Source organism: Xenorhabdus mauleonii (assembly GCF_900113945.1).
GTDB lineage: Bacteria > Pseudomonadota > Gammaproteobacteria > Enterobacterales > Enterobacteriaceae > Xenorhabdus > Xenorhabdus mauleonii.
In genome coordinates, this window is the sequence record NZ_FORG01000012.1 from 25,610 (window position 1) to 52,000 (window position 26,391).

At 42.2% G+C, this 26,391-nt stretch carries 19 protein-coding genes; 5 read left to right on the top strand and 14 right to left on the bottom strand.

Features of this window, described 5'->3' with window-relative positions:
- Window positions 1-236: 236 nt before the first annotated feature.
- From alaS to gpt, 11 genes are all read right to left on the bottom strand, one after another.
- Window positions 237-2,864 (bottom strand): alanine--tRNA ligase, encoded by a 2,628-nt coding sequence (gene alaS, locus BM100_RS12690; protein ID WP_092511488.1) that lies wholly within the window; start codon window positions 2,862-2,864, stop codon window positions 237-239.
- 400 nt (window positions 2,865-3,264) lie between these two features.
- The gene (gene recA / locus BM100_RS12695) at window positions 3,265-4,338 is read right to left on the bottom strand and encodes a recombinase RecA (protein WP_092511490.1); all 1,074 of its coding nucleotides are present in this window, start codon (window positions 4,336-4,338) and stop codon (window positions 3,265-3,267) included.
- Between the two features lie 103 nt (window positions 4,339-4,441).
- A complete protein-coding gene (pncC, locus tag BM100_RS12700) occupies window positions 4,442-4,945 on the bottom strand; it encodes a nicotinamide-nucleotide amidase (RefSeq protein ID WP_092511492.1) in 504 nt (167 codons plus the stop codon).
- A gap of 25 nt (window positions 4,946-4,970) precedes the next feature.
- Window positions 4,971-6,167: a lysophospholipid transporter LplT gene (lplT, locus tag BM100_RS12705; RefSeq protein WP_092511494.1), complete on the bottom strand. Its 1,197-nt coding sequence runs from the start codon at window positions 6,165-6,167 to the stop codon at window positions 4,971-4,973.
- 4 nt (window positions 6,168-6,171) lie between these two features.
- Window positions 6,172-8,319: a bifunctional acyl-ACP--phospholipid O-acyltransferase/long-chain-fatty-acid--ACP ligase gene (aas, locus tag BM100_RS12710; protein WP_092511496.1), complete on the bottom strand. Its 2,148-nt coding sequence runs from the start codon at window positions 8,317-8,319 to the stop codon at window positions 6,172-6,174.
- A 129-nt stretch (window positions 8,320-8,448) separates the two neighbouring features.
- Window positions 8,449-8,979 carry a shikimate kinase AroL gene (gene aroL, locus BM100_RS12715; RefSeq protein WP_092511498.1) on the bottom strand — a complete coding sequence of 177 codons (531 nt, stop codon included), beginning with the start codon at window positions 8,977-8,979 and terminating at the stop codon, window positions 8,449-8,451.
- 166 nt (window positions 8,980-9,145) lie between these two features.
- Complete coding sequence (gene proA / locus BM100_RS12720; RefSeq protein ID WP_092511500.1) at window positions 9,146-10,399, bottom strand: glutamate-5-semialdehyde dehydrogenase; 1,254 nt, start codon at window positions 10,397-10,399, stop codon at window positions 9,146-9,148.
- Window positions 10,400-10,438: 39 nt separating this feature from the next.
- The gene (gene proB, locus BM100_RS12725; protein ID WP_092511649.1) at window positions 10,439-11,542 is read right to left on the bottom strand and encodes a glutamate 5-kinase; all 1,104 of its coding nucleotides are present in this window, start codon (window positions 11,540-11,542) and stop codon (window positions 10,439-10,441) included.
- A gap of 204 nt (window positions 11,543-11,746) precedes the next feature.
- Window positions 11,747-12,148, bottom strand: coding sequence for a sigma factor-binding protein Crl (gene crl / locus BM100_RS12730; protein WP_092511503.1), 402 nt, complete (start codon window positions 12,146-12,148; stop codon window positions 11,747-11,749).
- Between the two features lie 71 nt (window positions 12,149-12,219).
- Window positions 12,220-13,467: an esterase FrsA gene (gene frsA, locus BM100_RS12735; RefSeq protein WP_092511505.1), complete on the bottom strand. Its 1,248-nt coding sequence runs from the start codon at window positions 13,465-13,467 to the stop codon at window positions 12,220-12,222.
- 15 nt (window positions 13,468-13,482) lie between these two features.
- On the bottom strand, window positions 13,483-13,944 hold the full coding sequence (gene gpt / locus BM100_RS12740; RefSeq protein WP_092511507.1) for a xanthine phosphoribosyltransferase: 462 nt from the start codon (window positions 13,942-13,944) through the stop codon (window positions 13,483-13,485).
- Between the two features lie 257 nt (window positions 13,945-14,201).
- Between gpt and pepD the strand changes: the two genes are divergently transcribed.
- Window positions 14,202-15,662 (top strand): beta-Ala-His dipeptidase, encoded by a 1,461-nt coding sequence (gene pepD, locus BM100_RS12745; RefSeq protein WP_092511509.1) that lies wholly within the window; start codon window positions 14,202-14,204, stop codon window positions 15,660-15,662.
- Window positions 15,663-15,787: 125 nt separating this feature from the next.
- On the opposite strand, the gene dinB is transcribed toward pepD, so the two are convergent.
- Both dinB and BM100_RS12755 read right to left on the bottom strand, forming a co-directional pair.
- Window positions 15,788-16,843, bottom strand: a complete 1,056-nt coding sequence (gene dinB, locus BM100_RS12750) for a DNA polymerase IV (RefSeq protein WP_092511511.1) — start codon at window positions 16,841-16,843, stop codon at window positions 15,788-15,790.
- A gap of 80 nt (window positions 16,844-16,923) precedes the next feature.
- A complete protein-coding gene (locus BM100_RS12755; RefSeq protein ID WP_092511513.1) occupies window positions 16,924-18,114 on the bottom strand; it encodes a Cmx/CmrA family chloramphenicol efflux MFS transporter in 1,191 nt (396 codons plus the stop codon).
- A gap of 234 nt (window positions 18,115-18,348) precedes the next feature.
- Here BM100_RS12755 and BM100_RS12760 point away from each other — a divergent pair, with 234 nt between their 5' ends.
- The 4 genes from BM100_RS12760 to BM100_RS12775 all read left to right on the top strand — a co-directional run bounded on the left by BM100_RS12760 (window position 18,349) and on the right by BM100_RS12775 (window position 24,122).
- Entirely contained in the window at window positions 18,349-19,875 is a 1,527-nt protein-coding gene (locus tag BM100_RS12760; RefSeq protein WP_092511515.1) for a class I adenylate-forming enzyme family protein, read from the top strand.
- Between the two features lie 34 nt (window positions 19,876-19,909).
- Window positions 19,910-20,779, top strand: coding sequence for a GNAT family N-acetyltransferase (locus tag BM100_RS12765; protein WP_092511517.1), 870 nt, complete (start codon window positions 19,910-19,912; stop codon window positions 20,777-20,779).
- Window positions 20,780-20,825: 46 nt separating this feature from the next.
- Window positions 20,826-22,349, top strand: coding sequence for an AMP-binding protein (locus tag BM100_RS12770; RefSeq protein WP_092511519.1), 1,524 nt, complete (start codon window positions 20,826-20,828; stop codon window positions 22,347-22,349).
- Between the two features lie 534 nt (window positions 22,350-22,883).
- Window positions 22,884-24,122: an MFS transporter gene (locus BM100_RS12775; protein WP_092511521.1), complete on the top strand. Its 1,239-nt coding sequence runs from the start codon at window positions 22,884-22,886 to the stop codon at window positions 24,120-24,122.
- A gap of 85 nt (window positions 24,123-24,207) precedes the next feature.
- On the opposite strand, the gene BM100_RS12780 is transcribed toward BM100_RS12775, so the two are convergent.
- Window positions 24,208-26,250 (bottom strand): choline transporter, encoded by a 2,043-nt coding sequence (locus BM100_RS12780; RefSeq protein ID WP_092511523.1) that lies wholly within the window; start codon window positions 26,248-26,250, stop codon window positions 24,208-24,210.
- Window positions 26,251-26,391: the final 141 nt, after the last annotated feature.

The following is a 26,391-nucleotide window of genomic DNA, read 5'->3' on the forward strand; positions in this document are numbered from 1 at the left end:
TGAAAATTTAAAAGAGTCGGGTCTCTAGGTTTCCCCGCTATTATCCATCAAACACCGTGAAAACGTAAAGCAATGATATCTACTTAAACTATAAGCAGTTTTGAACACATTCCCCACATCTATAGGATAGCTAAAATATAAGTATGTGCCCAACATTTCAACAATTTCACAACAAAAAACATTCGGCACCATAAAAAAACACTTTCATGATGCCGTTGCAGTCACGGCAGTACCGACTATAACCGCAATGTTACCCACTCTTCTACACTAGCCAATGCTGAAGGAAGAGCCGCTACATCCGTACCACCAGCTTGAGCTAGATCAGGACGTCCTCCTCCTTTACCTCCAACTTGTTGGGCAACAAAAGAGATTAAATCGCCTGCTTTTATTCTAGCAGTCAAATCCTTCGTTATACCAACAATTAGGCTGACTTTATCACCAGTTGCCGTAGAAAGCACAATAATTGCTGATCCCAATTGGTTTTTCAGGTCATCAACCATTGTTCTGAGCATTTTTGGTTCAACATCACCCAACTGTGTTACCAGAAGACGGACACCCTGAATTTCTTTAGCCTGACTAGACAAAGAAGAACTTTCTTGAGCTGCCTGCTGAGACTTCAGCAATTGCAACTCTTTTTCCAATTGCTTGGTTCTATCTAGTGTCGTTTTCACTTTCTCATTTAAGCTACCGATATCACCCTTAACCAAATGAGCAATGTCTTGTAGTAAATCAGCTTGCTGATAAAGAGAATTCAACGCAGTTTGGCCCGTAATAGCTTCAATACGGCGAATTCCGGCAGCCGTGCCTGATTCACTGGATATACGGAATAAACCAATATCACCTGTGCGACTTGCATGAGTACCACCACAGAGTTCGGTAGAGAAACCCCCCATGCTCAATACACGCACTTTTTCATCGTATTTCTCACCAAACAGCGCCATGGCACCTTTAGATTTTGCCTCTTCCAGTTCCATCAATTCGGTAACGATTGGGGAATTCTTACGAACCTCTTCATTCACCAAATTCTCTACCTGACGGATCTGTTCTGGTTTCATCGCCTCGTAGTGGGAGAAGTCAAAACGTAGATATTTATCATTAACCAAAGAACCTTTCTGGGTAACATGTTCTCCCAGAATTTGACGCAATGCTGAATGCAATAAGTGAGTTGCTGAGTGATTCAAGCGAATAGCATCTCTACGTGCTACATCGATTTCAGCATTGACTGTATGGTTAACGCTCAAACTACCACTTGTCAATTTGCCAATGTGGCCAATCGCCTGTGCATATTTTTGTGTATCAGCTACTTCAAATACGCCGTGATTGTTCGACAATTTACCTGTGTCACCAACCTGCCCGCCAGATTCAGCATAGAAGGCGGTTTTATCCAGTATAACAACAGCTTCTTCGCCTGCATGAATTTGTTCAACAGATTCACCATTACGGAAAATTGCAGTCACAGCAGCTTGTTGTGCATTGTGTTCATAACCACAGAAATCACTGCGACCATCAACTTTGATCAGCTCATTGTAATCGGTATCAAAACCGCTGGATTCACGAGCACGGCGGCGTTGATTTTCCATTGCGGTATCAAAGCCAGCTTCATCAACTTTAATATTGCGCTCACGGCAAACATCCGCAGTCAAATCAACCGGGAAACCATAAGTGTCATACAAACGGAAAGCCGCTTCTCCCGGAAGGGTATCACCGGATAACTGAGCCAATTCTTCATCCAGCAATTGCAAGCCACGTTCCAGAGTGCGGGCAAATTGCTCTTCTTCGGTTTTCAATACTTGCTCAACCAAAGATTGCTGCTGTCTCAATTCTTCACCTGCAGCGCCCATGACTTTAATTAATGGAGCTACTAGTTTATAGAAGAAAGCCTCTTTCGCGCCTAACATATTTCCATGGCGAACCGCGCGACGAATGATACGGCGCAGTACATATCCCCTATTTTCATTGGACGGAGTAACGCCATCACAAATCAAGAATGCGCATGCACGAATATGATCAGCCACAACCCGCAAAGATTTGTTGGTGAGATCTGACGCACCTGTAACCTGAGCGACCGAAGCAATTAAATTCTGGAATAAATCGATCTCGTAGTTGGAATTAACATGCTGCAATACTGCAGAAATACGCTCTAATCCCATGCCTGTGTCGACGGAAGGTTTTGGCAGTGGCTCCATGGTGCCATCTGCATGACGATTGAATTGCATGAAAACAATGTTCCAAATTTCAATATATCTATCGCCATCTTCTTCTGGGCTGCCTGGAGGTCCACCCCAAATGTGGTCGCCATGATCGTAGAAAATTTCTGTACAAGGGCCACAAGGACCGGTTTCACCCATTTGCCAGAAATTATCAGAATTAAAAGGCTTATCACCTTTATCGCCTATGCGAATAATTCTTTCTGCTGGAACACCAACTTCTTTGAGCCAAATATCATAGGCTTCATCATCTGTCTTATAGACAGTCACCCACAATTTTTCTTCTGGCAGATTAAACCATTCTTTGCTGGTCAATAACTCCCATGCATATTTGATCGCATCTTGCTTGAAGTAATCGCCAAAACTAAAATTACCCAACATCTCGAAGAAAGTGTGGTGACGTGCGGTGTAGCCCACATTTTCTAAATCGTTATGCTTACCGCCCGCACGAACACAGCGCTGAGCCGTTGTTGCTCTAGAATAAGGCCTTTTATCCAAACCCAAAAAGACATCTTTGAATTGGTTCATTCCCGCATTGGTGAACAACAATGTTGGATCATTGGTTGGCACCAATGAACTGCTTGGTACTATTTGGTGCCCTTTAGTATGAAAAAAGTCAAGAAACGCTTGACGGATCTCAGCGGTGCTTTTGCTCATAATTGTCCCGAAATCAAGCTGAAAAACAGATTTGTGAATAATTGAAATGGTATATCACATTGCCATTTCAACTCACGAATAAATTAAAGTAGGGTTAAGATAGAGTGTCTTCCGTAAGAAGTAAAATCCCATATAAATCCATTCGCTTTTCAGCATTGTAATTCGTCTGGGAATTTTCTTAAAGCCCGTTTGTTAAGCCAGTTTCGATACGCCCATTTCAATAATGTTTATCCCTTTCGTCTTCCAAGTGGCAATTTTGTTAGCCCATTCTGAAATTCATTGGCTGTATTTATCCATAAAAACAAAAAACCACACCCATTTTGGATGTGGTTCTTAAAAAATTGCCTCTGCAAATTACAGAGAGAATTACAACACAAGCAACAGTGAGTATGAAAAGTAATTAGAACTCTTCGTTATTCACTTCTTCAGCATTATTTTCGTAATCTGATTCATAATCTGCGGCAGCGCTGAAATCTCCGGTGCTGTTTAACAACAGCTCACGCAGTTTCTTATCCAACTCGGCAGCAGCTTCTGGGTGCTCTTTCAGATAGATAGTTGCGTTGGCTTTGCCTTGACCAATTTTATCGCCATTGTAGCTATACCATGCGCCCGCTTTTTCCACCAATTTATGTTTAACACCCAAGTCGATCAATTCACCGAAAGTGTTAATGCCTTCGCCATAAAGAATCTGGAATTCAGCTTGTTTAAATGGTGCAGCAACTTTATTTTTGACAACCTTCACTCGTGTTTCACTACCAACAACTTCATCGCCATTTTTCACCGAGCCAGTACGGCGGATATCTAAACGGACAGAAGCATAAAACTTCAGAGCATTACCACCAGTCGTTGTTTCTGGGTTACCAAACATTACCCCAATTTTCATACGGATCTGGTTGATGAAGATCAGCAAAGTATTTGAGTTTTTCAAGTTACCTGCCAGCTTACGCATGGCCTGACTCATCATACGTGCTGCCAACCCCATGTGAGAATCGCCGATTTCACCTTCAATTTCTGCTTTCGGTGTCAATGCAGCAACGGAGTCAACAATAATGACGTCAACCGCGCCAGAACGTGATAATGCATCACAGATTTCCAACGCTTGTTCGCCTGTATCAGGCTGAGAGCACAACAGATTATCAATATCTACACCCAGCTTTTTAGCATAAACCGGGTCAAGGGCATGTTCGGCATCAATAAAAGCACATGTTCTGCCTTCACGTTGGGCAGCGGCAATAACTTGTAATGTCAGCGTTGTTTTACCGGAAGATTCAGGCCCGTATATTTCAACGATACGCCCCATCGGCAAACCGCCTGCGCCTAATGCAATGTCCAGTGACAAAGAGCCAGTAGAGATGGTTTCAACATCCATCGAGCGGTTTTCACCCAAACGCATGATGGAACCTTTACCAAATTGTTTTTCAATTTGACCGAGCGCTGCTGCTAGTGCTTTTTGTTTGTTTTCATCGTTAGCCATGTTTACTCCTTCGCAAGCAATGAAGGGGCTGCCCCACTGCTGATAAACTGTTTCTGATACCAAAGTGCCGTATGATTATACTGTATAATCATACAGCATCAAGTTAATTTTTTATGATTTTGTCCAACAATGTTTTTAAAGAAAAAATGACCGCCTGCAAACGTACGGCATTACGATCTCCCATAAAATGCTGGCGGTATGTTACGGTCTGTATACTGCCCTCAATATAAAAGGCAAATCCAACCCATACAGTACCCGTTGGTTTTTCTTCGCTCCCACCATCCGGACCGGCGATACCACTGACAGAAACAGAAAAATCCGCTTTGGCGATTTTTAGTGCCCCTTCTGCCATTTCTTTGACTATTTGTTCACTTACCGCGCCGAACTGTTGCAGTGATTCCAGTGATACTCCCAGCATTTCATGTTTGGCATCATTACTGTATGTCACAAAACCGCGATTAAAATAAGCTGAACTTCCCGCAACATCTGTAATTACTTTAGCAATCCAGCCTCCCGTGCAAGATTCAGCACAGGTCACGGAGAGTTTCTTCTGCTTTAATCTTTTTCCCAGTTCAATACTAAGCTGATTCAGGATTTTTTCATCCATAACAAGCCTTCAATTCGATATTAAATTAATTTTTCCGAAGCATATCCCAAATCCACAATCCCCCGATGGCCAGTGAAAGTGAGATACCAAAACCAATGCCAACCGCAACAACTGATATTTTCAACATTATGGCGATCAAATACAGTCCCAGCATAATCAACATGGCGCTATTTTCACCGAAATTTTGCACAGCAACAGCTTTACCTGCCCCCATGCTATTCTTGCCATGTTCCTGCAATAACGCATTGAGTGGAACAATGAAAAGCCCGCCAAATGCGCCAAGGAAAATTAATATCAAGTAAGAAAGCCAGATTGATTGTTGAGTAACCAGCAGAACGACCATTATGCCAATCAAAACACCAGCGGGCATACAACGCCGGACTGTCGTCAATGTGATAAAGCGTGCAGCCAGCCCAGCTCCGGCAATGATACCAATAGAAACGACAGCAGACATCAATGTAGGCGTTGTATTCCCCTCAATTCCCAGCACCAGCGGAACCCATGAAATCAGCAACAAACGCAGTGTCACTCCCGCTCCCCAAAACAGGCTGGTGCCAACCAGTGAGAATCGCGTCTCTTGATTGCGCCAGAGTGAGGTGCAAACCGCTATAAAATCCACCAGCATTTTTTTGAGAACCCAACCTTTATCCTGACGCGCTGCTGGCAAACGAGGGATATAAAAGTTGGCTACAACTGCCCCGCCATATAGCAAAGCACAAAGCCCCAATGCCAGTATCAGGCTAAAGTCAGAAATAAAACCACCGGCGACTGAACCCACTAAAATGGCGGCAATGGTTGATGCTTCCATGATGCCATTAGCTTTTACCAAACTCCGCTCGTCTGTCAGTTCTCCCAAGATACCGTATTTGGCAGGAGAATAAACGGCGGCGCCAATTCCGACCAAGGTATAACCGACAAACGGGTTTACATCAATGCAAATACTCATGGCGCCAATCAGCTTGATACTATTGGAAAAGAGCATGACACGCCCTTTGGAAAACCGATCAGCAATTTGCCCCACAAAGGGAGCAAATACAATGTAGGCCAGTACAAAGACCATTTGCAAGGCCGGCAAACTCCATTCAGGGTAAGCCTCCGCCTTCAATTGAGCCAAGATGGTAAATAAGAGTGCATTGTCAGCAAATGCAGAAAGAAATTGCGATAATAATACGGCCTTCATTCCCTTATTGAGCAGGGAATTATTCTCCACAGAACCTTCCATTTCCTTACCCCTGTTCAGCCATTCTTCTTAAAGTGACAAAATCCGGTTTCCCGCTGCCCAGCAAAGGCAGTTGTTTTATATAACGGATATCACGCGGAACCGCCAGCTCCGGCATGCCCAATTCACGCGCGATCCCCAGCATTGAATTTCGCTGTAAATTGGCATCGGTTGTGAACAGTACCAGTGCTTCCCCTTTTTTATGATCACTCTTGGCTGTTGCGGCATGTTGTGCATCAGTAGATACATGTGCAGCCATGTGCTCTACCGCTTCAAGGGAAACCATTTCTCCCGCAAGTTTAGCAAAACGCTTTACACGCCCTTTGATCGTACAAAAACCTTCTTCATCAATGTAAACAATATCTCCGGTGTCATACCAACCTATCTGGTTATTCCCTTCCGCATCCTCTGCTGATGGCGGTTCCAGGCGTTCAGGGGCTTCAACACGCAGATAACCTTTCATGATATTAGGCCCACGCAATTGTAGACGTCCGCCTTTTTCAATACCTTGCACTGGCAATAAACGCGCTTCCATTCCGGGTAATATCCGCCCAACAGTTCCCACTTTTGCTGCCATAGGGACGTTAATTGCTACAACAGGCGCACATTCCGTTACACCATAGCCTTCCAGAATGCGGATACCGAATTTATCCTGCCAAATATTCTTGGTGCTCTCTGATAATTTTTCTGCACCAGCTACAACATAACGCAAACGGGCAAAATCATACGGATGCGCAAAACGGGCATAATTTCCCAAGAAAGTCGAAGTACCGAATAACACCGTACAATTGCAGTCATAAACCAGCTCAGGTACAACACGATAATGCAGTGGACTTGGGTAGAGAAATACACGGCTGCCGGTCATTATTGGAGTCAATAAACCGACTGTCAGCCCAAAGGCATGGAACAGCGGCAAGGAAGACATAAAGCGATCTTGTGGAGTAAAATCAGCAATCGTTTTTATCTGCTCGACATTTGCAATTAAACTGGCATGGCTGTGCACTACGCCCTTGGGCGCGCCTTCGGAGCCTGACGTAAATAGGATCAATGCGTCATCATCAGGTTTTTGCGACGACATAATAGCTTTGGAAGGAAAAATCAGGTGCCACAAAACCCAACATTTATCTTCCCAAGTAATCGTATCTTTTAAATCTTCGAGATATATCCAATTGGCTTCTGCTACCTGTTCTGGCAAATCCGTTAACTGCCCTTTTTCCAGAAATTGACGCGATGTCACAATAGTTTTGATGGTTGCTGCTTGCATGGCATTTTTAATTCCGCTGCTTCCGGCCGTATAGTTCAGCAGAGCTGGCACCCGCCCTTTCACAGAAGCACCATATATGGCGACAGCCATTACCGTTGCATTCGGCAACAATAAACCTACCCGCTCACCTTCTGTTGTAAAGCGTTCGAATATCCGGCTAATACCCAATATTTTTTTCAGCAATGTGTGATAACTATCTTCCTGAAAGTTCACATCTTCGATACAAGGTTTGAAGCGACCAAAACGTTTTTGAGAGGTTAAGTAAGCACTGAACAGTGTTTCTTTTGGTCGCGTTTGCATTCTCACATTCATCATGATGGCATGGAGATGCTCTCCCGCTAAACGACGGCGTTCCGTTGAATCGGCTGCCTCCGGCATCGGCAGATCAACGGCAGGTAAAATCTTAATGGTGATTTTCGGGAACCAATGTAATTTCATAATCCCTTTTAATCGACCAAAAATGGATTGTTCCGCGCCATCAATACGGATTGGGACAACCTTCGCCCCTGATTTAGCAGCGATAAAGGCTGCGCCATCATAAATTTTCATCAGAGAGCCAGTTACGGTGATTCTCCCTTCCGGGAAAATAACAATCGGACGCCCTTTATCCACCTCTTTAACCAATGTCCTTACCGCCATTGGGTTGGTGGGATCCAGAGGCACGACATCCGCATACGCCTTAACAAATTTCATGAAATTGCGGGTAGCAATATTAGAATAGATAGCGAAGACTGGCTTGACTGGCAGAAACAGCCCGATTAAAAGGCCGTCCAAAAAAGAAATATGATTGGGTGTAATAATGCATTTGGGATGTTCGAACTGCTTAACATCACCTTCAACTGTAACCCTAAAAAGTATACGAATCAGTAACCGAATCAAATTCAAGAGCATATCCATATCTCAAATATAATTAAAAAAAATTAAAGTAAGTAAATAGGGTTATACTATAAATTGTATAGGCTGACTGATATATAAGATTTCCCCTCCATATAAAAAATAAACTAAAAATACATTAATATATCAAATTATCTTATTTTTCTGGTTTAAAATATAGGATTTAATGTCATTGACAATATCTTCTGTCGCTAAACTGGCATCAACAATGAAATCTGCACACTCGCAGTACAGAGGTTCCCTTTCAGCCAATACTTCTTCAATCTCTTCGAGGATGGATTTCCCTGTCAGGCTAGGGCGCTGTGAGTTTTCCGGTGTGAGGGATAATCTATTGATGAGAATGTTGGCTGGCGCTTGCAAGTAAATCACGACCCCATGCTGTCGCATATAATCGCGGTTTTCTGACGACAAGACCATTCCCCCACCGGTTGAAACGATATGCTTGCTTTGGCTCACCATTTTCAATATTTGACTTTCTAACTTCCTGAAATATTTCCAACCATGTTGTTCAACAAGATCGGCAATAGTCATTTTGCTAGTAGCTTGAACACTTTCATCAGTGTCAATAAACTTGTACGACAATGCTTCAGCCAACAACTTACCTATTGTCGTCTTCCCTGCACCGCGCGCGCCTACGATGAATAGAGTCTGTTTCATTTCGTTGTTTTCCTGAAGAGTAATTAAGTTAAACCTAAAACACAAAGTATAGTAACTAAATATTTACACTGGTGTAAAAAAGTATTTTTCATTGAACAAAAAGTCACACTTAAAACTAAGTGTGACTTTTTGTCGTTAAATAAATTCTAATTAAAACAGAATATCATTATCGGCGGGGTAAATAATCACCATAACCAATCCATTTATACGTCGTCAGCGCATCCAGCCCCATCGGTCCTCTGGAATGCAATTTCTGGGTGCTGACAGCAACCTCTGCCCCCAAACCGAACTGACCTCCATCAGTAAAGCGCGTACTTGCATTCACATAGACTGCGGCTGAATCTACATGACGAACAAAATGGTCAGCCTGTTGCAAAGATTCCGTCAAAATAGCGTCAGAGTGAGCCGTACCATAGGTACGTATGTGGGAAATGGCCTGATCGATATCGCTGACAATCTCGACATTCATATCCAGCGATAACCACTCATCAGAGTAATCTTCTTCTGTCACTTCAACAACCGCTGCCGGGCCATCTTTTAGCAGCGGCATTGCTGATGCGCTTGCGTGCAGTGTCACTCCCTGCTCGTTCATTTTGGTACTTAACAGCGGCAAAAAATCACCCGCGATTTTTTCATGTACCAATAAGGTTTCCAGAGAGTTACAGGCACTTGGTCGCTGAACTTTAGCGTTGGTGATAATTTCCAATGCTTTTTCTATATTGATGCTTTCATCTACAAATGTATGACAAACACCAATACCGCCAGTAATTACGGGAATAGTCGACTGTTCACGGCATAGTTTATGCAATCCGGCACCACCCCGAGGAATTAACATATCGACATAACGATCCATTTTCAGCAATTCAGCTACCAGCTCGCGATCGGGTTTATTGATTGCCTGAACCGCCGCAGCAGGCAATCCGCTTTGTTCCAGTGCTTGCTGAATAACTTTAACCATTGCCTGATTGGTATGATGGGTTTCTTTACCACCGCGTAGTATCACAGCATTGCCAGTTTTCAGACACAGTGACGCCACATCGATAGTGACATTGGGGCGGGCTTCATAAATCACGCCAATCACCCCCAGAGGAACCCGACGGCGGCTCAATTGCAACCCATTATCCAACGTTTGCCCGTCCATAACCTGCCCAACAGGATCTGCTAAACGGCATACCTGGCGCACATCATTGGCGATGGCATTCAAGCGTTCCGGTGTCAGTAACAAGCGGTCGAGCAGCGCTTCGCTCATGCCCTGCCCGCGAGCCTGTTCCATATCTTGCTGGTTGGCAGCAAGGATCATTTCAGTTTCTGCTTCCAGCAAATCAGCAATGTGATTCAACGCCTGATTTTTTTGACTGGTGCTCAATTGTGCCAACTGCCATGAAGCTGCTTTGGCGGCTTTTCCAATCTGCTCTAGCATGGTGGAATCCTTAACTCATGATCAATTACGATCAACTAATTAACTTACGATCAAATCGTCACGGTGAACCGCAACTGCGCCATATTCATAACCTAATATCAGGCTGATTTGCTGTGAATGGTGGCCAGCTATCATACGTAAAGCATCGCTATTATAACGGCAAACACCATGAGCTAAATCCTTGCCAGATAAGCTACGGATACAAATAACTTCACCGCGGGAGAAGTTGCCTTTAACGTTTTTAATCCCTTTTGGCAGCAGAGAGCTGCCTTTTTCCAGAATGGCTGTTTCTGCTCCATGATCGACGATGATTTCCCCGGCAGGAGGCGCACCAAAAATCCAGCGCTTGCGATTTTCCATTGGACTCGTCAGGCCGTGGAAACGTGTTCCGACTGGTTTTCCTTCAATGACATCGGCTATCACGTCCGCTTTGTTACCTGCGGCAATAACGACATCAATTCCGGCACGCCCTGCCACTCCGGCAGCCTGAAGTTTTGTGGCCATTCCTCCTGTGCCTAAACCAGAAACACTGTCCCCGGCCATCATTTTCAGATCATCGCTGATGTCATGAACTTCAGAGATCAATTCGGCGTCAGGGTTATTGCGGGGATCGGCAGTATAAAGCCCTTCGATATCTGTCAGGAGCAAGAGCTTATCTGCACTACCTAAAATAGCGGCCAATGCTGAAAGATTATCATTGTCACCCACTTTTATCTCTGCTGTCGCGACAGCATCATTTTCATTAATGATGGGAACGATGTGATTATCCAGCAACGCCTGAAGCGTATCCCTCGCATTAAGGAAACGTTCGCGATCTTCCAGATCTGCGCGAGTGAGCAACATCTGACCGACATGGATACCGTAAATAGAAAAAAGCTGCTCCCACAGCTGAATCAACCGGCTTTGCCCTACCGCAGCCAGTAACTGTTTTGACGCGATTGTTGCGGGAAGATCCGGGTAGCCTAAATGCTCGCGTCCGGCGGCAATTGCCCCGGAGGTCACAATAATAATGCGGTGGCCTTTTTCATGTTGTTTAGCGCACTGGCGAACCAATTCCACAATATGGGCCCGATTCAAACGACGAGAGCCACCTGTCAATACGCTCGTCCCCAATTTCACAACCAATGTTTGGCTGCCATTCATCATATTTCTGCCATTACAGTTAATTGAAAAAACAATAAGTAAAAAACAACTTGAAGAAACAATACGTTTAAGGAAATTGCATATTCAAACAAATATCAATTCAGGAAAAACGCTGGCTAAAAACCAACGTTAGTTTTAACAGGAGAGAAGCGTTATGCCAACTGACATAACGCAAAATTTAAAAAAAGCGTGTTTAAACCCAGCTTATACTACAAGTTGGGTTTGAAGAGGGGTGGTATTTTGCGATGGAACCAACTGTAATTTAAGCGTATCAAAAGAATCGGCCAGACGTTTGTGAAATGCCTGCAAGATTGATTCAAGATGTGCAAGATCAGTTTTCTTTTTGATACTCATGGCGTGCCAATCACCATTTTTATCAAATAAACCTATCTGATATTTATAGACAAAGCCTTGCTCTTGCGCCTCTAACTCTAACCACCATCCCCAAAATTCTCGTTTTTCTGGTGCCACTTTTGCACTGACACAAACAGCCAAGCAATCAAAGAAAAAATAATCGCTTTGGCATTTTAATTCACGTACATACGGCCCTAATGCAGAAAAACGCTTTAACAACTTATTTTTAGAATAACTTGCGGGTAAAGTCATACAAAGGTCTCCTTATATACAGAACACCTTTGTATCAAATGATTAAAAAATATCAAGTAATAAATTTTGTTTTATAGAACTTTATCTTCTAACCATACACTTATTTCGTGTAAAGACTGCTTGAATCCACTATAAACCGATTTAGCCGGGATAGCTCGCAATGAGCCATCCATTGATGACATTGCAATTAATCTTGAGTCTTTTCTCGGGCTAAAAATATCATCTTCCCAATACACCGAAAGCATAGGCACAGTGCAGCGGCGCCCTAACAAACCTTGGTTTTTCAAAGAATAACAGCTCAGTTCGGAATGCAGCCTTTCTTTATCCACAAAACCGATACCCAATCGGCTAGCCAATACATCAAAATACATTGGCGGGATTTTCTGCTGTAATTTCTTATCATGCAGTAATTCATGAACAACCGGCCCAAGCACCGCTACCCCTTTAATAAGTTTTGGTTCTAGATAGGCAAGGCGAACCGCTATATTTGCCCCAAAACGAAAACCAAATACACCTATACGAGTATGGTCAATCCACGGCACATTATCCAATTGCTGCAAAACTTGTTGATGAAGTGCGCAAGTATCTTGCGTCAAAGTGAATTTGCCAGAATAGCCAACAGAAGGTATATCCAGCGTTAGCATGGCGAAACCAAGAGGCGAAAAATGCTCACGAAACAACTGCAAGCAATCGCTCTGTACGTTATCAAGGTTGGTACACACCAATATCGTCGGGCAAGGTCCTTGTGAATCAGCAGGAAGATGCAATAAACCGGTAACAGGCTTGCCTCCTTCCAGCTGAAAATCCAGCTTTTTCAATTCATAGTCAGAAAAGCGGGCAGCATTCTCATAAGCCTTATTCGCCAACGCGATTGCCTGATCGGCCAACTCATCACCACGCAAATGCGGATAAGCGGCAATGCTATACAATGCAGAAGCCTTTACCCAATGAGCTCCGGCCTCTGCACTTTCTTGTGCACGCAATGCTTCCTGCTGCCAGTGCATTGCGCGCTGTGACCATTCAAATGTCCAGTTTCCTCTACGATAGCCGACCACGGTATCCAACAAATGATCGATACTTCGTTCAGCATCTGTCACGGCAATCCGGCTGAGAACATCTTGGATTTCCAGCGGATCGACTCCCCTCCAGATCCAAGCGAGCCAATTGATCTTTCGATACCAATTCTCGCGGTGCTTCTCTCCAAGCTCACTATCACTGACAGTGATAGAGTCTGAGCAAGTGTATTTTACCAACGTAGAGGTTTCCCGATGTTTAAACTTCGGCTTAAACAACGATTCTGAAAGGTTTTGTTTAGTCATGACAAAAGAAAAATCTTACGGCTTCTCACAAATAGGTGGAACAAACATTACGCCCATATCCCATGGTTGCTCAATCCATGTATTTTGCGGAATATCAACAACATAATCATCAACAAGTGAACGACCTGCTGGTTTTGCGAAAATCGTTACAAAATGAGCTTTGGGATACATATCCCGGATCGCTTTCGCGGTACCACCGGTATCAACCAGATCATCGACGACAATAAAGCCTTCACCGTCACCTTCCGCTTTTTTCAATACCGTCAATTCACGCTGGTTATCGTGATCATAGCTGGAAATACATACGGTATCGACATGGCGGATACCTAATTCACGAGCAAGCAATGCTCCCGGCACAAGACCACCGCGGCTGACAGCAATAATGCCTTTCCACTGATCTGCGGGAAGTAAACGTTGGGCTAATTTACGGGCATGTATTTGCAACATATCCCACGTTACAACATATTTTTCACTCATAAAATTTGATCCTGGAAATTAAGAATATTTCAGAAAAGCGTATTTTGCGGAAAAAAGTTGCGCGAGATTATAGTGATTTGAGCAAGCAAAAACCAGTAAAAACAAGGTAAGTACTCATTCTGGCTGCGCATTAAGGCAATAAAATGATATTCTCAGACCTAATGTGAACATTGGGATAACGGTAAATGACAAAAAATTCCCAATGTGTCAAAAAATACCCTTTTTATCTCAACAGATGTCGTTATAGGAGATTCGCTGTGTCTGAATTATCAACATTATCCCCTCAACCTCTATGGGATATTTTTGCCAAGATTTGTTCCATTCCCCATCCGTCCTATCACGAAGAAGAATTAGCATCTCACATTATTGAATGGGCCAAACACAAAGAGTTTCATGTAGAACGAGATGAAGTCGGCAATATCTTGATCAGAAAACCCGCCTCAAAGGGAATGGAAAACCGCAAGGCAGTCGTGCTTCAGGCGCATCTTGATATGGTTCCGCAAAAAAACAATGATACCCAGCATGATTTCACCAAAGATCCAATCCGACCTTACATTGATGGTGATTGGGTCACAGCTGATGGCACAACTTTGGGTTCTGACAATGGTGTCGGCATGGCTTCCGCTTTGGCTGTTCTGGAAGATGAGTCAGTCAAGCATGGTCCATTGGAAGTCTTATTGACCATGACCGAAGAAGCAGGCATGGATGGTGCATTTGGTTTGAAATCCGGTTGGTTGCAGGCCGATATTTTGATCAATACCGATTCAGAAGAAGAAGGTGAAATTTACATGGGTTGCGCTGGTGGCATTGATTTTGTCACAACATTGCCGCTTTCCCGTGAAGCTTTGCCTGTTGGCTACAAGACCCTGAAACTGACCATGAAGGGATTGAAAGGAGGCCATTCCGGTGGTGACATCCATTTGGGATTGGGCAATGCGAACAAATTACTGGCTCGCTTCTTGGCAGCACATGCTGATGAACTGAATCTGAAATTGATCCATCTGCAAGGCGGAACCCTGCGCAATGCAATTCCTCGCGAAGGTTACAGCATCATTGCTGTTCCTGCTGATCAACTGGAAAAATTGCACCAGTTGAAAGAGGATTATCTGGAGACCTTGAAGAATGAATTTGCTGTCGTTGAAGCTAATCTGACTCTTCTATTGGATGAAATCGAAACTTCATCACCCGCTTTAACACAAGAATGTCAGGCTCGTTTCTTGTCCATGCTCAATGCCATGCCCAACGGTGTTATTCGCATGAGTGATGTTGCCAAAGGTGTTGTGGAAACTTCACTGAACGTTGGCGTTGTGACAATGGATGAAGAAAAAGTTGACGTTATTTGCTTGATTCGTTCATTGATCGAAAGCGGCAAGATTTATGTAGTCGACATGTTGCACTCACTGGCAAAACTGTCTGGTGCCGAAGCCGTTGCGAGTGGCAGTTACCCGGGCTGGCAACCTGATGCTAACTCTCCAGTTATGCATTTAGTCAGAGAAACGTATCACCAACTTTTCGATAAAACCCCAAATATCATGGTCATCCACGCAGGTCTGGAATGTGGATTGTTCAAAAAGCCTTACCCTGATATGGACATGGTTTCCATTGGCCCAACCATTCGTGGAGCGCACTCACCGGATGAAAGGGTTCACATCAAGAGTGTCGGTCAATACTGGCAACTGCTCACCGCTATTTTGAAAGCTATCCCGGTTAAAGAATAACATCCGGCAACAGCGCCTCTCCCCTGCCATTCCGCGTGGGGGAGAACCCATGCCCTCTCCTTCAATTTACTGCTCCTTGTTTACTACTCCTTATTTACTATGTCTTCTTGACTATTCCCTTGAATTTACCACTCCAATACAAGCTGGCGTTCCAATTGTGGGCTTTGTAAAGTGACATGCAAACCGACCAATCTAACCCCTCGCCCTTCCCTGCGAGTTTCCCAAGCTTGTTTTGCAACCTGAAGCAGATCAGATTTATCCAGCAAGGGATGAACATGTTCCTGTGTTGTTAATTGAAAATCGTCAAACTTGAGTTTGATGCCCTGACGGGCAATACGGAGATCAGGTTTTACTTTTGCTAGCCTGTTTTCCAGCTCAGGGTAAAGTTTTTCAATCAGCTCTACGCAATCGCACCATTCATAAATATCCTGCACCAATGTTTTTTCCACCCCGACTGATTTGCGCAATCGCTCTGGTATGATTTGCCGTTCATCAATGCCGTGGCAACGTTCCCAAAGCGAAAGACCAAATTTGCCCAAACTCTTTATCAATGTCAGTTTATCGTAATGTTGAACATCAGAGCAGGTTTCCAGCCCCATATCTGACAGGCGCTTGGCCGTGACTTTCCCAACACCGGGAATTTTACGCAACGGAAGGGTTTTCACAAAAGCATCCACACTTTCTGGAGCAATCACACATTGACCATTCGGTTTATTGATGTCAGACGCTATTTTGGCCAGAAACCTGACAGGGGCAACACCCGCAGAGGCAGTCAGTTGCAATTCATCAAAAATAATCTGACGAATTTCCTGAGCAATTAATGTGGCAGAGCCGTGGCAATGCCGGCAATCCGTTACATCCAAATAAGCTTCATCTAATGAAAGAGGCTCGATCAAATCGGTGTAACGGGAAAAAATACGGCGGATATGTTGGGACACTTCTTTATAAAGTGACATTCGACCTTGGACTACTTTCAATTGCGGACAAAGTTTCAATGCCATGGCTGTGGACATTGCACTATGTACTCCAAAACGGCGGGCGAGATAATTTGCCGTACTTATCACCCCTCGCCGATCTGCGCTTCCTCCCACAGCAATAGGGATATTGCGCAGTGATGGATTATCCCGCATTTCAATGGCAGCAAAAAAACAATCCATATCGATATGAATAATTTTGCGCATTTCATCTCCCCCGGATCAGAATACTGTATAAATATACAGAAGGAGATTATGAAACTCTAGATAATTTTTTCAGAAAATTTTCAATTTACTGGTTTCTTTGAATGCAAACGTGCATCCACCCAAACTGGCACTAACGCAAGCATACCAAGCAAAGCACCAACCCAGCCGATGGAAGGTAAGCCGTACCCAGCCCCTATCGCAAACCCGCCCAATAGAGGTGCCAGTGTAATCCCCAGTTGAAATGCGGAAACATTGGTTGCCCCCGCCAGAGTCGGCGCATTTGCTGCGATGGTATAAACCCGGTTCATAACCGCTGGGTTCACAACAAAGCCAAACACCCCAAGCAAAAACACCAGACAAATTGTTGCGATCGTATGTTCAGCCCAAAAAGCCAAAGCAATAGAAATAATAATCATGCCGATAATGCCAATGGATAGCGTTTTGAACGGGTATTTATCTGCGGTACGCCCGCCTATGCTCAAGCCGATAAAAGCCCCGATCCCGAAAAGAGCCAAAACGGCCGGAACCCAATTTACAGCCAATTTGCTGACATCAATCAACAATGCGCCCAAATAACCAAATGTCGCCATATAAGCGGCTGTTGTTAGTAGTGTCGTCATATAAGCAACCCACAGTTTCGGTTGCTTCATCACCTTCAATTCAGCGTCCAGTACAGACACATTTTCATGATTCTGCTGCATTTCAGGCAGCATAAACCATAATGCCACTGCAGCTACCGTTGTGGCTGCCGCCACGGCCCAGAAACCTGCCCGCCACCCTGCCATATCACTGATGACCGTTCCTAGCGGCCCACCAACCACCATTGCCAGACTCAGCCCACTGACAACAACGGCCAAAGCTCTTGCGGTGCGATCCTGTGCCACTAAACTGACTGCCGTAGTCGCCGCCACGGCCCAGAATCCGGCATAAGCCACACCACTCACCACACGCGCAATTACCAACGGCCAATAGCCGGGAGAAAGCATGCCGATCGCAGTGGCTATAACGAACAGCGCTTGGCTTATCAGCAGAGTTGATCGCCGCGGCCAACGCAATGTTGCAATAGCCAATGGCGGAGCACCGAACAACACTCCCACCGCAAATGCAGAAATCAACATGCCCGCAGAAGGCAAAGACACCTGCAAATCAACAGCAATCTTTGGCAACACCCCTGCAATCAAAAATTCCGAACTCCCCATGGCGAAAAGGCTTAAGCCCAGCAAATATACCGAAATAGGTATTTTTGATTGCACTGCATTTGAAACAGACATAGGTGAACTCCTAAGTGTTTTGTTGAAATTATGTAATAAATAGCCATAGACCAATTGACTAAAGATAAATTACAACATTATTATTCAAATAATCAATTGAATGTTTCACGGGGAATGCATTTACATTAATTAACATTAAAATTATGGCAAGGAAGCACATTCAACTTAAAAACTAATTATTACACTGTTTTTAAAGAATAATATTTTATAAATATTAATTTTTTGGGGGAGTCAATGATGAAAATAATTGAATACTTCAAACAACTACTCAATGGAACACCTGACAATTATGATGCTATTGAATATGAAGGAGACTGGTGGACATGGGCTAAAGTACGTTCCTGTACAAATATGCTGGAAAACGCATTGATAGAAGCCGGGATTAAATCTTCAGAACGAATTGGCTTAATTTTAGAAAATCGTCCAGAGCATATTGCAACCACCTTGAAATTGTTAACAAAAAATATGCCAATTGTTGTTCTCAATCCATTACAACCAACATCCCGCCTTATAGAAAATATTACACGCCTAGATATAAAAATTATCATCGCAGGCACTGCACTACTGGCAGATAAAAAATTACTTGAAGAGATAATTAAAAATAGAATGATATTTAAATTAAGCCAGAGTGGAGAAACATTTTTAATCAGTAATAATAATAGTAATAGAACAAATAAAATTAATGATCAAAATATAGCTATCGAAATGCCAACTTCCGGAACCACAGGCACACCAAAACAGGTAAAACTCACCTATCAACAATTAGATAATGCTGTAACTGCCAGTGTACAAGTTCCTAAAGATAAAACATTATTAATGGAGTCAGTGTCATTGGTCTCTATGCCAATGGTTCATATTTCTGGCTTGTGGGGCGTCCTGAGTGCATTATATACAGGCCGGAAAATAGTACTTATGTCGAAATTCGCCTTAATGCCTTGGATTGAGGCTGTTGAGCGTTATAAAATACGGGCGACATTTCTTGTCCCGACCGCTTTATATGACCTGCTTAATTCTAATGTCCCTCCAGAAAAACTTCATTCACTGAAAATTATTACAACTGGATCAACCTCTTGTTCGCCCAAGCTAATTGAACAGTTTTTTCTCCGGTACGGAATAAGAATATTAGCAACCTATGGAGCCACGGAATTCGCCGGAGCCATTGCCGGCTGGGATTCTGCTCTACATGAAAAATGGTGGAATAAAAAAGCAGGCAGTGCGGGAAAAACATATTCAGGCATTAAAATTAGAATTACAGGTGAATCAGGAGCTGAATTATCTGCGGGTCAAAAAGGATATCTCGAAGTTCTTACCAAACCCAATTGGCTTGTTAATCAATATGAATGGGTGCGTACTAACGATCTCGCTAATATTGATTCTGATGGTTTCCTATGGATTTTAGGAAGAAAGGATAACATCATCACACGTGGGGGTTTTAAAATCCAAACTGAAAAAATAAAAAATCTGTTAGAAACCCATCCTTCTGTAAAAGAAGCTGCTGTAATCGCCATTCCAGATACTCGACTCGGTTCTATCCCCATCGCTGTTATTGAAATATTGCCCAAATATCCGGTGCCCAGTATTGATGAATTGGTCAACCTATGCCGCAGAGAGCTGTTACCGTATGAAAGACCTTCACATCTTTTAATTGTAGATAAATTACCTAGAACACCATCATCCAAAATAGATCAAGTCGAACTTCTAAATATGACTGTTACTTCCTTAAAGAAAAGGCCTATCGCTAATAATAGCTATCAAGGATAGTCATGAATAATTAACTCATAAAAAACTCATTATTATGAATAAGATGAAATATTTTACCGTCACTAATGCCACTCTCCAAGATTGGAGAAAAATAATAGAATGGGGAAATAGGGAGGGATGGAATGCCGGTTATCAAGATGCTGCTTGTGCCTATCAGATTGATCCAAAAGGATTATTCATAGGCTGGCTGGATAATAAGATTATTGCCGCAGTTTCATTGATCAATCATTCTGAAAAGTACTCCATATGGGGAAGTTATCTAGTTCACCCGGAGTATCGAGGGAAAGGATATGGAAAAGCGATTTGCAAAATAGCTCGGGTTCATGCAGGCAACCGCGAAATTGGTTCTAATGCCATGCCTGAAATGACATCCAATTATATGAAATCTGGGTTGGTTTCCGTCCATAAAATTATTCACTATGCCGGGAGAGTTAAAAGAAAAAAAATCAACCCACTGAATAAAACGAATAAAATATTCCCCATTGAACCACATCATTTAGATATCATTACTGACTACGATGCAATATTTTTCCCAACATCACGAAAACGTTTCCTGCAAAATTGGTTATTTTCTGCCGGACATAAATCGCATGTCAAATTTGATAATGGAGAAATCACTGGTTACGGTGTGATTCGCCCTGCGCCACAAGGCTATAAAATTGGTCCATTGGCAGCCACGACACCAGATGATGCACAAGACCTCTTTGATTCATTAACTGCTGATTTAAATCCAACCGACAACATTTCTATTTTTGTTCCTGACTATGCGAGTGAAAAATTCACTTCCTCTCTACGTTATAAAGGGCTTTCCAGTCAATTTCATGTGGTATATATGCACAAAGGCAGCATATATAAAAACATGAATGAAATCATATACTCCCCTGCAAACTTAGAGATGGGTTAAATATGAACATTCAATATAATACTTAATTCTAGATAAGGTGAAAGCTATGTCCCAAGAAAAACCAATATCTTATAATAATGAAAGAGTAGTATTTCCCTACAGTACCGGAGCCATTCTAGAACGATGTAGTTTGACTTATGATCAAAACATAGCGGTTATATTTAATGATCATGAGATAACCTACCGAGAACAAATAATTCGTATTCGTCAAAGTGGGCAGGCATTGTTGCAGCTAGGGATGGTTAAAGGAGATAGAATCGCGCTATTGCTCCCCAATAGCCCAGAATTATTGAATATTTATTTTGGTGCCCTATGGGCAGGTTTAGTTGTTGTTCCCTTATTTCCCAAAGGAAGCTTTATTGACCACTCCTTTATTATCCAAGATTCTGCTGCTCGGGCAGTGATATACGATGGATACCTACATAATTTTGATGCTGAATTTGCTTTAAACGTAAATGATTTTATTCAATTAGCAAATAAACAACCTTCAGAAGCGAGAATACCTGACGTCAGTCCAATGGATCTATATGGCATTTTTTACGTCGGGGGAGATGACGGGCGTTTAAAAGGCGTATTGCATACACATGGGAGTTATCTGTCTTCCATTGCAGGACAAATGATTGACATTGGACTTGGAGAGCAGGAAAGATTCGCTCATGTTGCACCAATTACCCATGCAGGTGGAATGTTCATCCTCCCTGTATGGATGAAAGGCGGAACCAATGTATTATTAAGTGGGTTTGATCCTGACAAACTGTTATACACCATTAATAAAAATAAAATTACATCTACAATGATGGTTCCAACCATGTTATATACGCTATTAGATAAATTGGAAAATAGCAGTAATGAATCACTTTCATTAACCAATATTATCTATGGAGTATCACCATTTCAACAAGATAGATTATTACAAGCATTAGATATTTTCGGGCCTATATTCACTCAGGTTTATGGGATTACCGAAGCACCAAATCAATTAACAATATTAGATAAACATGAGCATTTTCATGCATTGAAAACCAATAATTTTAAAAGACTCACCTCGTTAGGTCGAGCAGCGTCATTAACAGATATTAAATTAATCAATAATGAAAGCGTCAGCGATTTTCATGGTGAAATGGTAATACGCGGCCCGCATATTACACTCGGTTATTGGAAAAGACCCAAAGAGACTCAAGAAGTTTTACGTGATGGTTGGTTATACACTGGAGATATCGTTACAAAAGATGAGCAAGGTTTTTTGTACCTAGTTGAAAGAAAAAAAGACATTATCATTTCTGGTGGATTTAACATTTATGCTAAGCATATCGAAGCAACATTACTACAACACCCTAAGATACAGATGGCAGCAGTGATTGGCGTACCTGACAATAAATGGGGTGAATTAGTAAAAGCAATTATCTCCCCTGTTCCAAATGTTAACATTACTGAAGCAGAGATTATTGCTTGGGCTAAAGAGCGATTAGGTTCAATATATACTCCAAAAGCTATCAGCTTTGTTGATCAGATTCCTGTCACCGAAGAGGGAAAAATAGAAAAATCAGAATTGAAGAAGCATTTAATATAAGAATAAGAATAAGAATTAAAACAATAATAGAGTCACAAACTATTTTTAAAATTACATCATTGCCAAAAAAAATAATTTTTTATTGTTATGCTAAAATATCAAATACTCGGTATGCGCTGAGTATTTGATATATAATCCAAAGAAGTCATTATCTTAAACAAAGACCATAATTACCCTCTCTGCCCAGCTCGTCCTCTTTGAACGTTGATCGTTTTCTGGCTAGATTTGTTTACTCCCAATTCATTGGCTTCTCTGCCCGCTAGAAACAATTTAAAAAATAATATTGCAAAAAAATGATAACAATAATGTTAATAAATTTTTTTACCAACACCAAATTTATTCACATTCTTTGTAGCAATCACTCAACGATTAATATCGGTTAAACAACTTGCAGGAAAGATATGCTATATCAAAAAATAACACACAAATAATAAATAAGTATGACTTTATACATAAAAGTGACATACATGCATTTCGCATGTACTATTACCGCTATTTATCAAAAATACATTTTTAATAAAAATAAGGATAGTAATGAAAAATAATATTTCATTTTTTTTATATCAACTCTCTGATATTTTGTTCACTTCTTCCACGCGAGCATTTGGAATGTTGTTCTCATGGTGGATGATTGAAGTACTAAATCTGGAATTTCAACTTGGATGGTTTATTTTTTCATCATGGTTCCTGCAAGTCTTATTCCTTGTTTTCATGAGCGACCTTGGGGATAGGTTCAATAAAAAGAACATTGTTCTAATTTGTATAATCCCTATCGCATTGCTTTTCATCCTGTCTAATTTCATAGATAAAAATCTATATATGCCATTAGGCATAATCTATATTTTCGCGTCTATTTCAGCCATACTCATTCAGCCAATAGGAACAAGTATCCTGCCGGAAATAAGCAATAAAAACAAGCTAGAATCTTCTTTTAAATATAGAGGAATGGTTAACTCAGTTAATATCATCCTTGGCCCCGCAATATCTGGCATAGTGATCCATTACTTAAACATTAATGGAGCTTTGATTTTTATTTCTTCAATGTCTATCTTATCCATAATCGGCTTTTATTGTGTGCAAAACAAACAAAAAGAAAAATCATCACAACAGCATAAAAGCAGTGTAGGAAATATCAGGATAATTACGAAAAACCCAACAGAAGCCAGTCTGGTGATTGTTTCTTCTTTTTTCAATTTTACTGTCGTTCCACTTGTGACTTATATCACGCCACTTATCATCATCAATGAATTTAAGCTAAGTGCTTTACAAGTTGGGATTGCTGAAGCAACTTTTGGTATCGGCATGATGATTGGCAGCACGATTGTTATTAAACCCATGAACAAGATTTTCTGTAAAGCACACAGTGCTTTTATTTCCGCTTTCACGATTGCAGCATGCATAACAGGAATATCCACAGCGGGTTCATTGGTTGAGTTATGTGGTTATATGCTGCTCAGTGGCGTAGGGTTGGTTATTTATAATATTAATACTACTTCAATTCGATGCCTTGCAACGCCGGAACCTTATCGCAATACAATGGAATCTAAATTCCTTGCCATTTGCATAGTATCAATACCATTGGGAATGTTATCTGCAACCTACCTGATAGAAAGTTATGATATTAGAGTCCTGTTAATTATCTTTTCAGCGTTGATGGGCTTAATGTCATTTTTCGTTCTATTCTCCCCTAAATATGTTGAGATCTCAAAAATGCCGGAAGCCCAATTAGAGGGCTATTACGAAAAGATATATCCCGATGCTTACCGTTCATAATATAAATCAATACGTAACATAATTGATTTCCTGCTTTGATAAAAGGTCATCCGCATAATGCAGATGACCTTTTATCGCTTGAGTTTTATCCTCCACTTGGGAAAATCAATGTCTGCCCCGGAGCTTCCCTGTTCAAGTGAATAAAATTAAGGTGCTTTTCGTAGTGATCAAGAATGTCACTGATAATCTGCTCTTTCGTATAGTCCATTAAATCATTGCCTTGTGTTCCTTCCATCAGAAAAGTTTCTAATCGGAAATAATAGGATTTACCCAATCTGGCTCGATAGGTAAATCCGGGCGCTGAATAACGCTGGGGCCAGATTTGATAGACAAAATTCTGTTCATCGCCCAAATCAACAATCAATTCCAGTGGATTCAACCGAATTTCTTTCTCTGCCGGTAAAACATTAAATTGGACTTTCGCTCCCTTTGCTACCAGCTCCTTAGCAACTTCCAGCATGGCTGGACGGCAAATAGAATCCAGCATTCGCTGTGTATTTTTCGTTCCGGGGAAATGCATCATGCGGCTTAAGCGCTGTTTCCAATTTAATGAACCATTATCATGCACCAACGTTGGGGAGGTATTTTGCAACGAACTGGCTTTGCGGAAATCTTCAACCCGCAAGGATTTATACAAGCCTGCCATGACAAAGAAGATCACAAAACTAAAAGGTAATCCCATTATTACAGTCGTATTTTGCAAGGCAGAAATACCGTTGGTCATCAATATGCCCAGCGTCAAAACACCTATCGCGATAGACCAAAATACCCGCAACCAGTTAGGCGCATCATTGTTGATGTCACTGAGATTGGAGGTAAAGTTTCCCAGAACCAATGATCCTGAGTCGGCGGATGTCACATAGAACAATAGCCCTGTGATCGTGGCGACAGAAGCACTGAACGTAAAGGCCGGGTAAAGTGCCAATAAACCATAAAAACCTTGTTCCGGATGTTGCAGCACGGTTTCAGCCAGTTGGCGGTTACCATGAATAACTTCATACAGCACACTGTTACCGAAAATCGATAACCATATCAGAGTGAAAACGAATGGAATAACTAAGGTTCCCATCACAAACTGGCGAATAGTTCTGCCACGGGAGATACGCGCGAGGAATAAACCGACAAAAGGCGACCAGGCTACCCACCACGCCCAGAAAAATAACGTCCAGTTATTCATCCATTCCGTCGGACGCTCGAATGCATAGCTATTTAGTGTCATTCCCATGAAGCGACTAATATAGTCCCCAACGTTCTGTACCAAGCCATTGAGCAAAAACTCTGTATCGCCGACAAACAACATAAATAAGACTAAGCCCAAAGCCAGAAACACATTCAATTCTGATAAAAAGCGAATGCCTTTATTCACTCCGGAAGTCACGGAAACAATTGCCATCACTACAGACAACAGGATCAAACCACCCTGCACACTCAAGCCTTGCGGCAAGCCAAACAATACTTTTAGGCCGTAATTCAATTGCACCACGCCGATGCCCAGCGTAGTGGCAATGCCAAAAATCGTACCGATTACGGCCGCTATATCGACGGTATGGCCAATTGGGCCGTTTATCCGATTACCAAAAATAGGATAAAGGGCAGAACGAATAGTCAAGGGCAAGTTATAACGATAACTAAAGTACCCCAAAGCAATCCCCATCAGGGCATACATTGACCAGCCCGTCAGGCCATAGTGAAACAACGTCCACACCATCGCCTGACGGGCTGCTTCAATTGTTTCCCCTTGGCCCGTAGGGGGTTGCATATACTGTGTAACAGGTTCAGCTACCGAGAAAAACATCAAATCTATGCCGATTCCGGCCGCAAACAACATGGATGCCCAACTGAGTAAGCTGAATTCCGGCTTGGATTGTTCAGGCCCCAATTTGATGGAACCAAAACGGGAAACGGCAACAAAAATCACGAAGACAATGTAAAGCGTGGCTGCCAACAAATAATACCAACCAAAGGTTTTAGATACCCAATTCAGCGTGTTTTTTATCCAGACACTCGTTGCATCAGTAAAGAGGATCGTGAAGAAAGAAAACAAGATAATCAGTCCGGCTGAGATGAAAAAAACGACAGAGTTCAATGTATCCTTCTGAGTGTTTTTTGGACTGTCATGTGTGTTCATAAGCAGTTCCTGAAATTTTAAATGTAGTAAGAACGAAAGAGAGAAATAATATAATTATTTGAATTTAAACAAAAATATAAAAATACACTGCCTGTTCCAGATTGCAATTTGTGAATATATTGTAATAAAACATATTTAATT